9 protein-coding genes are annotated in these 12,811 nt (G+C 56.4%); 3 read left to right on the top strand and 6 right to left on the bottom strand.

Translation table 11 applies throughout. From position 1 onward, the window contains the following. The first annotated feature begins 81 nt into the window (after window positions 1-81). Window positions 82-1,629 carry a methyl-accepting chemotaxis protein gene (locus ACOT1A_RS18550; RefSeq protein WP_038416726.1) on the top strand — a complete coding sequence of 516 codons (1,548 nt, stop codon included), beginning with the start codon at window positions 82-84 and terminating at the stop codon, window positions 1,627-1,629. Window positions 1,630-1,631: 2 nt separating this feature from the next. Here ACOT1A_RS18550 and fucR read toward each other — a convergent pair whose 3' ends face one another. Both fucR and yghU read right to left on the bottom strand, forming a co-directional pair. Continuing rightward, complete coding sequence (gene fucR / locus ACOT1A_RS18545; protein ID WP_046618801.1) at window positions 1,632-2,381, bottom strand: L-fucose operon activator; 750 nt, start codon at window positions 2,379-2,381, stop codon at window positions 1,632-1,634. Between the two features lie 76 nt (window positions 2,382-2,457). Further along, window positions 2,458-3,324 carry a glutathione-dependent disulfide-bond oxidoreductase gene (yghU, locus tag ACOT1A_RS18540; protein WP_023306934.1) on the bottom strand — a complete coding sequence of 289 codons (867 nt, stop codon included), beginning with the start codon at window positions 3,322-3,324 and terminating at the stop codon, window positions 2,458-2,460. A 183-nt stretch (window positions 3,325-3,507) separates the two neighbouring features. Between yghU and gss the strand changes: the two genes are divergently transcribed. Next, window positions 3,508-5,370, top strand: a complete 1,863-nt coding sequence (gene gss, locus ACOT1A_RS18535) for a bifunctional glutathionylspermidine amidase/synthase (RefSeq protein WP_276170192.1) — start codon at window positions 3,508-3,510, stop codon at window positions 5,368-5,370. Between the two features lie 52 nt (window positions 5,371-5,422). Here gss and pgaD read toward each other — a convergent pair whose 3' ends face one another. Genes pgaD through pgaA form a run of 4 tightly spaced genes read right to left on the bottom strand, consistent with a single transcriptional unit; the run spans window position 5,423 to window position 11,562 of the window. Next, a complete protein-coding gene (gene pgaD / locus ACOT1A_RS18530; protein WP_063163591.1) occupies window positions 5,423-5,857 on the bottom strand; it encodes a poly-beta-1,6-N-acetyl-D-glucosamine biosynthesis protein PgaD in 435 nt (144 codons plus the stop codon). Beyond that, window positions 5,854-7,185: a poly-beta-1,6-N-acetyl-D-glucosamine synthase gene (gene pgaC / locus ACOT1A_RS18525; RefSeq protein WP_022649386.1), complete on the bottom strand. Its 1,332-nt coding sequence runs from the start codon at window positions 7,183-7,185 to the stop codon at window positions 5,854-5,856. The genes pgaD and pgaC overlap by 4 nt, the downstream gene beginning before the upstream one ends. Further along, window positions 7,178-9,115 carry a poly-beta-1,6-N-acetyl-D-glucosamine N-deacetylase PgaB gene (gene pgaB / locus ACOT1A_RS18520; protein ID WP_276170191.1) on the bottom strand — a complete coding sequence of 646 codons (1,938 nt, stop codon included), beginning with the start codon at window positions 9,113-9,115 and terminating at the stop codon, window positions 7,178-7,180. The genes pgaC and pgaB overlap by 8 nt, the downstream gene beginning before the upstream one ends. Before the next feature lie 8 nt (window positions 9,116-9,123). After that, window positions 9,124-11,562: a poly-beta-1,6 N-acetyl-D-glucosamine export porin PgaA gene (pgaA, locus tag ACOT1A_RS18515; RefSeq protein ID WP_276170190.1), complete on the bottom strand. Its 2,439-nt coding sequence runs from the start codon at window positions 11,560-11,562 to the stop codon at window positions 9,124-9,126. A 668-nt stretch (window positions 11,563-12,230) separates the two neighbouring features. Between pgaA and ACOT1A_RS18510 the strand changes: the two genes are divergently transcribed. Beyond that, window positions 12,231-12,758, top strand: coding sequence for a helix-turn-helix transcriptional regulator (locus tag ACOT1A_RS18510; protein WP_045308383.1), 528 nt, complete (start codon window positions 12,231-12,233; stop codon window positions 12,756-12,758). Window positions 12,759-12,811 lie beyond the last annotated feature (53 nt).

Here is a 12,811-nt window from a genome sequence, read left to right as displayed (position 1 = left end):
TTATCTTTTCCCCTGTCCCTGCCGATAACGAGGGTAGTACTCGCCCCTGGGCGAATTCACCCTCACGGCAAGGAATACTCAATGAAGATGCTTCGTAATTTCACCATCCGTTTCGTCATGCTGACGGTACTGGGGATCTTTTGTGTCATGTGGGCAGGCGTGGGGCTTTACAGCACCTGGTCTCTGTCTCGTGTTTCTGATGGTAATGACGTTGACCGCCAGCTGGTCAGGCAAATGACGGTGCTGAGCCAGGGCAACGATCAGTATTTCCGTTTCGTCACCCGCCTGAGCCGGGCGATGGAAGCTAAAGCAGCGGGCGGCACGCCGGACCTGGCTCCTGCTCAGCAGGCGCTGGATAACATGAGTAAAAAGCTGGCAGAGATGAAAGCTATCTCCCCGGGCCCGATGGATGAAAAGGTCTCTGCGCAGGTGATTTCCACCTGGCAGGCGCTGCTCGATCGGGGCGTTACGCCTCAGATGGTGCAGGCAAAGCAGGCGACGCTCGAAGGCTATCGTCAGCATGCCAACAATGTTACGCCGCCGCTAAGCCGCGCGTTTGGCGCCGCGGTTGAGAACTTTAACAATTCTGCGGTGAAGGCGCTCGACAGTACGCGCGTTGTGGTCGACAGCCTGACCAGCATGACCCGGACGGTGATTATCACCGCCACGATCGTGGGTCTGCTGATCCTGCTGTTCACCGACCGCTACCTGGTGGCGCTGCTGGTAAAACCGCTGGAGCGTATCCGTCAGCAGTTCCGCCAGATTGCGCAGGGCGATCTCAGCCAGCCGATTGAGCCCATTGGCCGCAACTGCGTGGGGCAACTGGTTCCGCTGCTGAGCGCCATGCAGGACAGCCTGCGGGAGGCGGTCAGCACGATTCGTTCCGGCAGCGAGAATATCTGGCGCGGGGCAACGGAGATCTCCAGCGGGAATAACGATCTCTCTTCGCGTACCGAAGAGCAGGCCGCTGCGCTGGAAGAGACCGCGGCCAGCATGGAGCAGCTTACCGCAACGGTGAAGCTGAACGCCGAAAGCGCGCGCCAGGCCAGCCAGCTTGCGGATGTCGCCTCCAGTACGGCCAGCCGCGGCGGGTCGCTGGTAGACGATGTGGTCACGACCATGAGCGGCATTTCGGACAGCTCGAAGAAAATTGCTGAAATCACTACCGTTATCAACAGCATCGCCTTCCAGACCAATATTCTGGCGCTGAACGCCGCGGTGGAAGCGGCTCGGGCCGGGGAGCAGGGGCGCGGTTTTGCGGTCGTGGCGGGCGAGGTGCGTAATCTGGCCAGCCGCAGCGCGAATGCGGCAAAAGAGATCGAAGGGCTGATTGCGGATTCCGTTGCCCGCGTGGAGCAGGGGGCGCAGCTGGTGAACGATACCGGCACGACGATGGAAGCTATCCTGCGCGACGTGACGGAGGTGACCGTCATTATGAAGCAGATCGCCATCGCGTCAGAGGAGCAGAGCAAAGGTATTTCTCAGGTCGGCGTAGCCATCACGCAGATGGACGGCGTGACCCAGCAGAATGCCTCGCTGGTGGAGCAGGTTTCCGCCGCCGCGGCCGCACTGGAACGGCAGACCGAAGAACTCCAGCGCTCAGTGCAGAAGTTCCGTCTCTCCGCGTAACATCATCGCGTCAGGCCGTCTCTGGCGGCCTGACATTTATCGCTCTGAATAATCTGTGTCACCTGCGACAGCTGACCGATTTTCACTTCGCTTGCCCGCATAAATTTACTTTTGTCGATCAGCAGCAGCGACTGGCTGGCCCGGTTTAACAGCATCGCCTTAAAGCCCGCGTTGTGCTCAGACGGATCCCAAAGGACGCCATGCTCATCAACCCCTTCACACGAGAAGATAAACAGATCGATCTCCAGCCCTTTAAGCTGCGTCACCAGCGCCGGATTAACATAGCAGCGATACTTACGCTCAAGCGTTCCGCCGGAGCAGATAAGCGTGATCCGCTCGCGCTTTGCCATCTCGTGGCAGACAGGCAGGCTATTGGTAAACACGGTGAGTTCGATATCCGGAAGCTGGCGCGCCAGATGAAAGCAGGTCGAGCTGGCGTCGAGGGCGATGGTCATCCCTTCGCTGATCCAGCCCAGCGCGTGTCGGGCAATATCGGCTTTGTCGGCATAATGGCTTTTCAGGCGTGCGCCAAAGGGTTCACCGCTGTCGCGGCTGTCCGGGTGAATCAGACGCGCACGCCCATGCTGGCGCAGAAGTTTCCCCTGCTGCTGTAACGACTTCAGATCCCGGCGGATCGTCTCTTTGCTGACGGAGAGCTTTTCAGCCAGGGCATCAGTGGTCAGCCAGTCGCTTTTACTCAGCAGGGTGATGATGCTCTGCTGTCGGGTCGCTTTTAGCGTCTGGTCTGACATTCGAGGATCCTTGCTCACGCGTGCTGACTCATTTTTCTCATCGCAGAAGAGGGGCGGCGAACCGCCCGGTCATGGGTCAATCCTGACGTTTATCTTCCGTCTGGGTATCGAAGTCGCTCGCTGAATGGCGCTCATGCAGCTGCTCGTTCAGCTCGCCGTTGGTGCGGTTAACAATGCGCCCGCGTTTAACGGCCGGGCGATTCGCCACATCTTTTGCCCAGCGCTGCACGTTGGTGTACTTCCCGGCGTCGAGGAATTCGGCGGCGTTGTAGACGCTGCCCAGCGCCACGCAGCCAAACCATGGCCAGACTGCCATATCCGCAATGGTATATTCCTCACCCGCTACATAACGACCGCGCCCCAGCTGCTTGTCCAGCACGTCGAACAGGCGTTTAGCCTCCATGGTGAAGCGATCGATAGCGTACTCAATCTTCACCGGCGCGTAGTTATAGAAGTGGCCAAAACCGCCGCCGAGGAACGGGGCCGCGCCCTGTAACCAGAACAGCCAGTTCAGGGTTTCCGTACGTCCAGCCGGATCTTTTGGCAGGAAGTGACCAAATTTCTCGGCCAGATAGAGCAGGATATTGCCGGATTCAAAGACGCGCGTCGGCGGGGTGGTGGAGTGGTCACGCAGCGCCGGGATCTTCGAGTTCGGGTTCACGTCGACAAAACCGCTGGAGAACTGATCGCCCTCACCGATGCGGATTAACCATGCGTCGTATTCCGCGCCCGTCACGCCCAGCGCCAGCAGCTCTTCCAGCATGATGGTAACTTTCTGTCCATTCGGCGTACCCAGAGAGTACAGCTGGAGCGGGTGCTCGCCCACAGGCAGCTCTTTCTCGTGCGTAGCGCCCGAGACGGGACGGTTGATATTGGCGAACGCGCCGCCGTTATTCTGTTTCCATTCCCACACTTTCGGTGGCTGATAGGTGTTATCTGACATGTTGGCCTGCCTTTTTGGTGTTGTGTTGAGGCAGTGTAGCAGGAGATAGGGGAACCGTTTAACGATGCGAGCGTAATGGGCAGGGCGGGTGTATGATAACGCCACCTCTGTCAGTTAATTACAACGTGCAGACGACGACAACCCCACAAAAAAATTGCCGCCTGCCTGTTTTAGGTTGGACACATGCGTAAAGGAACGTTAAGCAGTGACGCACCCTTCGGGACGTTATTAGGTTATGCGCCGGGTGGCGTGGCGATTTACTCTTCAAATTACGGCAGTCTCGATCCGCGGCACTACCCGGAAGACGCGGAATTCCGCAGCTATATCGGCAACGAATACATGGGCCATAAATGGCAGTGCGTTGAGTTTGCGCGCCGTTTCCTGTTTCTCAACCACGGGTTTGTCTTTACCGACGTCGGGATGGCGTGGGAGATCTTCTCCCTGCGTTTTTTACGCCAGGTGGTGAATGACAACATCCTGCCGCTACAGGCCTTTGCTAATGGCTCAAAACGCGCGCCGCAGGCCGGTGCGCTGCTCATCTGGCAAAAGGGCGGTGAGTTTCAAGAGACCGGCCACGTCGCCGTCATCACCCAGTTGCTGGACGACAGAGTGCGCATTGCCGAGCAGAACGTTATTCACTCCCCGCTGCCGATGGGGCAGCAGTGGACGCGCGAGCTGCGTCTGAGCGTTGAGAACGGTTGCTATACGCTTCATGATACGTTCAGCGATACCGAGATCCTCGGCTGGATGATCCAGACGGAGGAGACGGAACACAGTATTCCTCAGCCGGAGATCGACGGTGAGCTGCTGAAAATCAGCGGCGCGCGGTTGAAGAACAACCGTCAGTTCGACGGAAAATGGCTCAATGAAAACGACGCCCTGCAACAGGCGTACGTTCGCGCGAACGGCCACGTTATTAACAACGATCCCTGCCAGTACTTCACCATTACCGAAAGTGCCGAGCAGGAGCTGATCAAAGCCACCAACGAACTGCACCTGATGTACCTTCATGCCACCGACAAGGTGCTGAAAGACGACAGCTTACTCGCGCTTTTCGACATCCCGAAAATTCTCTGGCCGCGTCTGCGCCTCTCGTGGCAGTGGCGTCGTCACCATATGATCACCGGTCGTATGGATTTCTGCATGGATGAGCGCGGCATTAAGGTTTACGAGTACAACGCGGATTCCGCCTCCTGCCATACCGAGGGCGGGCTGATTCTTGAAGAGTGGGTGAAAAACGGCTATCGCGGCACCGGCCACAATCCGGCGGAAGGCTTGCTGGCGGAGCTGACCGGCGCCTGGAAGCACAGCCACGCGCGGCCGTTCGTCCATATCATGCAGGACAACGATATCGAAGAGGATTACCACGCGCTCTTTATTCAGCGCTCGCTGATCCAGGCCGGGTTTGAAACCAAAATCCTGCATGGACTGGGCGCGCTGAGCTGGGATGCCGCCGGGCAACTGATTGATGATGAAGGCCGTCACGTCAACTGCGTATGGAAAACCTGGGCGTGGGAAACGGCGATCGAGCAGATCCGCGAGGTGAGCGAAACCGAGTACGCCGCCGTGCCCATCCGTACCGGTCACCCGAAGGGTGAAGTGCGCCTGATTGACGTCCTGCTGCGCCCGGAAGTGCTGGTCTTTGAACCGCTGTGGACGGTGATCCCAGGTAACAAGGCGATCCTGCCGGTGCTGTGGCAGCTGTTCCCGAACCACCGTTACCTGCTGGATACCGATTTTGAGGTGAATGCGCTGCTGAAACGGACAGGCTATGCCGTTAAACCGATAGCCGGACGCTGCGGGAGCAATATCGATCTGATCGGCGCCCAGGATCAACTGCTGGACCAGTCCAGCGGCAAGTTTGTTGACCGCAAAAATATCTACCAGCAGCTATGGTGCCTGCCAAAGGTTGACGGCAGATACATACAGGTCTGCACCTTTACCGTGGGCGGAAACTATGGCGGAACCTGTCTGCGTGGGGATGACTCGCTGGTGGTGAAGAAAGAGAGCGATATTGAACCGCTGATTGTGGTGAAGGATAAATAACGTCTCCCTGTTATAAAAAAGCCCCCGCAGGGTATGCTGCGGGGGCTTTTTATTACTCTTCTTCCTCGACCTGCTGCTCGCTGATCTTCAGATCAATGATGCGGCCGATCTGGTCATGATAGACCGTCAGCAGGTTGTACTGGCTCATCTCGGACATAATTTGCGGCGTGACGTTAAAACTTTGGGCAAGCTCGTCATGGCGCAACATTTGCGGATGACGCCGCCTCACATGCGCGCGGCGGCGATTGTACTGATACCACAGGATCAGCAGCCAGCCGTTGAACGCGGCAATCAGCAGATAGACCAGCACTGTATTAAAAGAGGCGATAATCACGCTCCAGCGGTGATCGCTCTCCTCGGTTAACTGCATCCACAGCCTGGCATACAGGAAAAACAGGAATCCTCCCCAGGCTATCAGCGTTAATGCGGCATCGAAAAGACGCGGTGCCAGCCGATGTTCAGTCAAAATTAACGTATTCTCGTTCATTGAATGCTCCCTTTTCCCCGGTCCGGACTGATCCAGCGCGCGCGGGCGCGTTTACGTTTAAGCATGACTTTCGGAAATGCCACGAGGGTGGTAAACAGGCCAATCATCCAGTACACCATCGGGAACCAAATCACCCAGAACAGCGAGCCTGCCACTTTCCGCTCGTAGCGCCGCTCGATATACAAACTGACGAGGAATTGCAGCAGGCACATCACCCCCAGCAGCAGCCCGGTAAACGCCGGGGGAAACAGACTCGCAACGGCCAGGTTCGCGGGAAGAGGGATAATATGGCTAAGAATGAACAACACCACGGTCGCTCCATAGGCAAACGCCCACAGCGTTGATAGCGCGTACTCGAGAAACAGGGGCCACATCCGATGATGCTCCCAGCGGGCCATTTTGCGCAGGTTAACCAGAAACACCTCTGCACCGCCCTGAGCCCAGCGCAGACGCTGTTTCCACAGCCCCTTGAGCGTCTCCGGCATCAGGATCCAGCACAGCGCCCGCGGCTCGAAAAAGATATCCCAGTGGCGCAGCTGAAGCTTCCAGCTTATGTCAATGTCCTCTGTGATCATATCCGGGCTCCAGTACCCGACATCCGCCAGCGCCTGTCGGCGAAAGGCGGCGATGACGCCGGAGACCGTAAAGACCCGGCCATAGATCCGCTGCGTTCGCTTGATAAGACCAATAATGGAAGAAAACTCGCCCACCTGAATACGACCAATCAGCGTTGAGCGCGTGCGAATACGCGGATTTCCGGTGACGGCCCCAACGTGGGGATACTGAATCAGCGGTGCCACCAGATACGCGGCCGTATCGCGATCGAGCAGGGCGTCGCCGTCAATGCAGACCAGCAGATCGCCCCGGGCCGCCGCCGCACCAGCCTTGAGCGCCACGGCTTTCCCCTGATTCTCCGCGAGATTAATCACCCGCAGGCGCGGCTGCTCCTGCGCCAGTTGATGCAGCACCTGCGCGGTATTGTCCGAAGAGCCGTCGTTGATGGCGATAACCTCAACATTCCAGTACCGCTGACCCAGCGCGGCGCTAATGGTCTCCCGTGCGTTGCGTTCCTCATTAAAGCAGGGAATAAGAATCGAGATTAACGGTTCACCGGCTAAGGCGGGCGCGGGTGTTGCGTTATCCCACGACCAGTGCCGTTCAAGCTGAAACCAGAAATAGAGGCCGCCGGTTACCCAGAGCACGGACATAAACAGCGGCCAGAAAAAGACAAAGTCCAGAATCAGTTCGCCGGTAAACAGCGCGGCTACGCCTAACGGCAACCCGAATACCAGACACAAAATAGAGAAGGCGATAATGCGATCAGTCATTGTCAGGATACCAGTACGAAGAAAATTCAGGCCTGATACGCGAAATATCAGGTTGGTTGTTGAGGAAGTCGTCGGGGTAATAACCGTAATTTTTGATGCCGTTCAGCTGGAGCACCTGCATCCACTCCACCAGACGTTCATCGGCTACGGCACGCTGCGGTTTCTGCGCCCAGTCCCTGGCCTGTAGCTCAAAAATCGTTTTATTCAGCGCGCCGGGGCGTGCGGCGACGGCGTTGACTAAACGCGTCAGCCAGGCATTGCTCTCTTCTGCCGGGACGGACTCCATCAGTGGCATTGCCATCGGCACCGTCCAGTCGTAGGCCGACAGAAAATCATCCAGATTTTGCGCAAACCACGCTTCGCTTTCGGGCTGCAGAATGGGGAGGGCGAAAATATTGCGGGCGGTCTTGATCTGCGGGCCACGGATGTCCTTCACCGTCTGGCTCAGGGCCTGGGTAAACCCGATAAGCTGCTGGCTTTTCTGGCGCGTCGTCTCCTGCCCGGCATCGTCAACGTCCGTCAGCACCGCGTCGTCATGGAACAAGATCCCGTTGAAGCTGGCATAGCGGGCCAGATCTTCATAGATCTCCGTCACCTGCTGGCGAACCTGCGGACTCCAGGGGGAGAGCCGGATATAGGGCTCGGCGGCCACGGTCAACTCTCCCGTTTGACGATCCCGGCGCTGCACGCGCGGCAGGGCTGGACTGAGATCGAAAGAGAGGACCGGCATCCACGCAAAGACTTTCACTCCCGCGCGGGTTTGTAGCTGCCAGGCGACAAAATTAAAAAGATCGGCCCGGACCGGAAGACGACGGTTGGGGAAATAGAGCGCGCCGATCCTGCCGTCGCCCCGCGGATCCGAAAACGCCTGGAGAAACACATGGCTGATTTTCATGTCGTAGACCCGCTGGACGAGTTTGTTGATGTTTTTCGTCTGCTGGGCCGGATCGGGATCGTAGACATAATCGAGATCAACATGCATGACGCGCACCGGGTCAAACTCCTGAACGCGGCTAACCGTGTTGGCAAAGGTTTTTATCGACGGATTTCCGGCAATCAGCAGGCGCGGGATGTTGCCGAGGTCGCGTACGTTTGCCAGCCCGTCCTCCAGGGTAAAGGCCAGCTGATAGCCCTGTTTCTGGGCGATAGCGAGCGATGTACCGTTGGCAGCCCCATAGGGCCACACCCAGGCACGCGGCGCTTTTCCCGTCACCTGGGTGATTTTTTCGGTGACTTTCCGTACGTCTGCGGCGATCCGCTGGTTGAAGTGTTCATCGGTTTCGTAATGCCCCGTCGCGTTATCGAAAAAACGGTTGGCGATAGCGGGTTCACGGCTTCCCTGCGGGTTGGCCGGGATGCCGTAATGCGAGGCCCAGGTATGCGAGCCGATTTCAACCAGCGGGGAGCGGCTGAGCTCGCGCACCATGTCCCATGTCGCGAACCGATCGCGGGGCGTCATCAGACCGCCGAAGTTAACTTTTTGATTTGCCGGCGTATCCACCCAGCTGCCCACCGGCGCCCACAGCGCAGGAACGTTCCAGGCCTGAAGCAGGGGCCAGACCCGGGTGTAAAAACTGCTGTAGCCGTCGTCGAAGCTGAGCAAAACGGCTTTCGGCGGCAGCGCTTTTTTTCCTTCATGCGCATCCACAATGTCCTGCACGCTGATGGCGTGATAGCCGTTGTGCAAAAGCCAGCTTATCTGCTCGTTTAACGCGCTGGTGCGAACGGAGAGGTAGCGCTGATCGGCAGCATCATCTTCGACGTCGTGGTAGGCCAGGACCAGAAACTGATTCTCCGGCCAGGGTTTGCTGGCCTCCAGCTGCGGCCTCTCTTCAGGAGCCATAAAGGAGAGCGGCTGCGCGCAGAGACTCGCGCTGAGGCAGAGCCAGCCGATGACGATCAGGCTTACAGAAAAACGTGTATTCAGCATATTCATCCTTAAAAGCGTAAAGTCGCATCTAACGTGACGGAGAGATTGCTCTCGCGTTTGCCGTCGTAAGGGCGTTTATCCCAGTTCAGCATCACGCCAGTATCGACAACGTTGTTCCACTGAATGCGTTGCCCGTAACCCAGCAGGGTAATGGCGCCAGGCGACTGATTTTTCTGCCAGTAGCTGCCGCCGCCTGCCACGAACAGCTGGCTCCAGAGGGTGTCGTAGTGGCGGTACATCTCATGGTCAACGGACAGGGCGGCCGTCACGGACAGATCCCGTGCCGGGTTGTAATAGAGCGTATTCCACAGGCTGTTTTTACTGGCGGCGATCCCCGGTTCGAGATCCAGCGTCAGGGTCGGGGTCTGCCAGAGACGCTCTTTCCCAGAGAGGGTGTATTCCTGACGGCGGTTGTGGTCTGAGAAGCGGCTAACGGCGGCGTTGAACTGGTATTCACGTCGCTCGTTTTGATACCAGCGCACCCCACCTTCACCCCGGTTGGCGCTGATCCCATTGCGTAATGCCCGTAAGGGTGTCGCGCGTGATAAGCGCTCGAGGCTACCGCTGACCTGCCAGTTATCACTCAGGCTGTAGGTTGTTGAGAGCCGTGCACCCGGCCTGTTTGTGCCGTGATAGCGGTTGCTGGAGAGCTCGGCTTCGAGCGTGAGGTCACGTGGGCGCCACTCAACGCCGCCCAACAGGTGGCGGCTGATGCCTTTACCTTCGTCGAAATTCCCCTGTGCATAGCGGGCGCCAGCAAATAGCCGCCAGTTATCCGCCACGGGTGGGCCATAGAGCGTGGCGTCCCAAGTCATGTCGTGGCTACCGCTGACGGGGTTATCTGAGTGCAATCCTTTACCCGCGTTCAGACGCAGCTCTGACATATGGTGAACCGCTCTGAGCCTGTCCAGGCGGCGGGCGCTGCGATCGGCGGGGGCGCGAGCAATTACGTCATCAGCCAGTAAATCTTTCTGGCGCCACTCCTGAAGGTCCATTGCGACGTAAGCCTGCTGTTTTTCAAGCTCCAGATTCGTGGGTTCGAGCGCCTCTGCTCGTTTAAGCTTTTGCTCGGCCGCGCGCGGCAGGCCCCTGGCCTGAAGCAGGGCGGCATAATCAATTTGTAATCCCTGATTTCCCGGCGCCGTTGACGCCAGACGATACGACAGCTTTTCGGCTTCCGACAGGGCGTTGGTCGCCAGCAAATAGTTAAGTTTGAGTGACTGTCCGGTGAGCCACCTATCGTTCGGCTGAGCGGTCGGGGATCCGAAATCGTAGCGGGTCCAGGGAACGCTGCGGGTCTCGCGCTCAACGTAGCGGCGGGCGGTTTGATACTGCCCCGTATCCAGCCAGGCGTAGAAAAGCGCATGCTCCTCATCCTGCGGATCGGAGGCGTAGTGTGGATAGCGTTGTACAAGCGAGAAGGCGGCGACGGTGTTTTTCTCCTGCAAATATGCAGAGATCACCCAGCCGATGGCCCAGTCCGGCACCGGATGCTGTGCGGTCGTCAGCGCCTCATAATCGCTAATAACCTGCCGGTAATCACCCTGCGCATACAGCGCGCCAAGCCGATCGATACGGGCAAGGATGATGTCTTCAGCCGCCTGCGGTTCGTTTTGCCAGCGGGAAAGCAGGACGTGATAGCGATCTAATGCGTTTTGTGCCAGCCGCAGCCGCTCTTTCTCCGTTCTGCCAGGCACATCCGCCAGGCGTACCTTTTCAGCCGCGGCGTTACGCTCAAGGCGGCGACGCTCCGCGGGAGACATTGCTGCGCTTTGCGACAGCCAGAGTGCGGGCGTGCTTACCCGGTTATCCGTTAACGCATCGATCGTCTCGCGAAGAAGGGCGTTATTCCCTGGTGCGGCGTTTAGCGCGCGCATGTCCGCCAGCAGCCGGTCCCCGTTTTTTCCCTGGCGCATCCAGACATAGGAGAGCGTCTCAAGGTGCGCGGGAGAAGGATCGTCCTTAACCAGCTGCCGGGCTTCCGAAAGCGCGAGGCGATCTCTGCGGGCATCGGCCAGGGTCTTAACATAGCCGATGCGGTAATCGTCGTTATCCGGCGCAAGGCTGAGCGCCTCTTTCCACAGCGATAAGGCGGATGGCCAGGCTTTTTGGTTTCTTCTGGACTGGGCGACAGCAGCGATGGCGCGAGCGGGCAGCGGCATATAAATACCATAACGCTGCCAGACTCGAATAACCTCATCATCGCGTCCTGCCCAGGAGGCTACCTGTAACCAGTCCGCAACCTGTCCAGGTGTTAAAGCATGCTGTTGCTCATAGCGCTGTAGGTAATCAAGAAACAGAGCGTAATTACCGTTACGTGCCTGTTGTATCTGATGCTCATAAACGGATTCATCAGCCTGAACCAGAACAGGAAAGAGTAAAAGCAGGAACAATAATATTGTGGTGCGATAAAAGAATAACGTAGTGAAGCTAAGCGATCTTTCCATATCTATTTGCCATTTGTTTATCGTGAATCCATTGCATAACACGGCCGCCTTTTAACTCTGCGTTAAAGGGCATAAAGGAGAACATTAAATCTGAATGATGCTACGTTATGGGGTACTTACTTAAAGGTAATTATGCGCCCTCATCTCAGTGGTCTGATTGGGCTTAATGTACACCCGATGTGTTGGGGGATAAATAAGTTGAAAAGCGGCTGGGAGGTTTTGAGATAATTCTGGAAGAAGTAAGTTTTTTAGATAATTCAGTACAGGGTTGTTCTTTTTAAATGATTGATATTAAATGTTTTTTCTTTTGCTGTTTGCAGTTTTTTTATATTTGAAATGAAGTTCTGCTGAGTTAATTAAAGTACTTTCCGGTGCATGTTTGGGAAGTTTCATGACAAAAATTCTTAATGTTCAGAGAAGTGACTTTTCTGAAATTCTTTTTTATTTATAATTAACGCCAGGCATTGAGTGATAGTCTACAAAAAGTCTAGCTCACCAATGTCATATTGAGGGATGATCAAAGCCAGAAAACATTTGCCGTTAATGTAAAGCGCTATAAACGAAAGCGTCCTTGTTTCTTAAGAGGCGGGCTTGCTTTAATCTAAAAGGGATGATTAGTGGCGACTTCAATAGTGTTAGTGACTCAGGATTGTTTCCTTGTCAGGGGGATGCGGCTATTTTTCCCGGATATAATTTGCCTCTGTTCGATAGACAGAAACATATTTGATACCGACGCAAATGAATATACTGTACTGATTGATAGCCGTACGCCGCTCCGTTTATATGATTACCTGATACGCCATCCGGCCAGAACGAGAAAAACCATCTGCTGCGTTATGCTGGATATGCGCCCTCGAGAGGAGGATCTGCACAGTATGAAGCTGTTTATGAACACGTCGCTTACGCCTCCGGATATGGCGTCGTTATTCAATCTGGTGCTTGATATGAAAGGCTGGCGTCTGACAACCAAATGGCTGCTTAACTTACGGCTGAGTAGACATGAAGCGATAATGCTCCGGTTGCTGAAGGCAGGGAGGTCAATGGAAGAGATTGCAGATAAGCTGAATATGTCGGTTAAAAGCCTCTATCGCAAGCGAACGGCGCTATCGGAGCGGTTAGGGGCAGGGAACTTCAACGAGGCGTGTTTGTTTATCTTCAAAAACAAACTGCTGGACGCGGCTGGGAACGATCCCTAGCTTCGTCAGAAGCCAAAAGCACAAACCCGCCACGAGGGCGGGTTCTTTTAATG

The organism is Enterobacter cloacae complex sp. SYL003 (assembly GCF_049236925.1).
In the GTDB taxonomy this organism is placed as follows: domain Bacteria; phylum Pseudomonadota; class Gammaproteobacteria; order Enterobacterales; family Enterobacteriaceae; genus Enterobacter; species Enterobacter intestinihominis.
Note: the sequence above shows the minus strand (reverse complement) of the source record. Positions and strands in the feature narration are given on the sequence as shown.

What these genes read in the sequence shown, in the direction of transcription:
- pgaC (WP_022649386.1), bottom strand. Translation starts at nt 7,185, where the DNA reads ATGACTGATCGCATTATCGCCTTCTCTATTTTGTGTCTGGTATTCGGG.
- fucR (WP_046618801.1), bottom strand. Translation starts at nt 2,381, where the DNA reads ATGTCAGACCAGACGCTAAAAGCGACCCGACAGCAGAGCATCATCACC.
- pgaA (WP_276170190.1), bottom strand. Translation starts at nt 11,562, where the DNA reads ATGGAAAGATCGCTTAGCTTCACTACGTTATTCTTTTATCGCACCACA.
- pgaD (WP_063163591.1), bottom strand. Translation starts at nt 5,857, where the DNA reads ATGAACGAGAATACGTTAATTTTGACTGAACATCGGCTGGCACCGCGT.
- ACOT1A_RS18510 (WP_045308383.1), top strand. Translation starts at nt 12,231, where the DNA reads ATGCGGCTATTTTTCCCGGATATAATTTGCCTCTGTTCGATAGACAGA.
- yghU (WP_023306934.1), bottom strand. Translation starts at nt 3,324, where the DNA reads ATGTCAGATAACACCTATCAGCCACCGAAAGTGTGGGAATGGAAACAG.
- pgaB (WP_276170191.1), bottom strand. Translation starts at nt 9,115, where the DNA reads ATGCTGAATACACGTTTTTCTGTAAGCCTGATCGTCATCGGCTGGCTC.
- ACOT1A_RS18550 (WP_038416726.1), top strand. Translation starts at nt 82, where the DNA reads ATGAAGATGCTTCGTAATTTCACCATCCGTTTCGTCATGCTGACGGTA.
- gss (WP_276170192.1), top strand. Translation starts at nt 3,508, where the DNA reads ATGCGTAAAGGAACGTTAAGCAGTGACGCACCCTTCGGGACGTTATTA.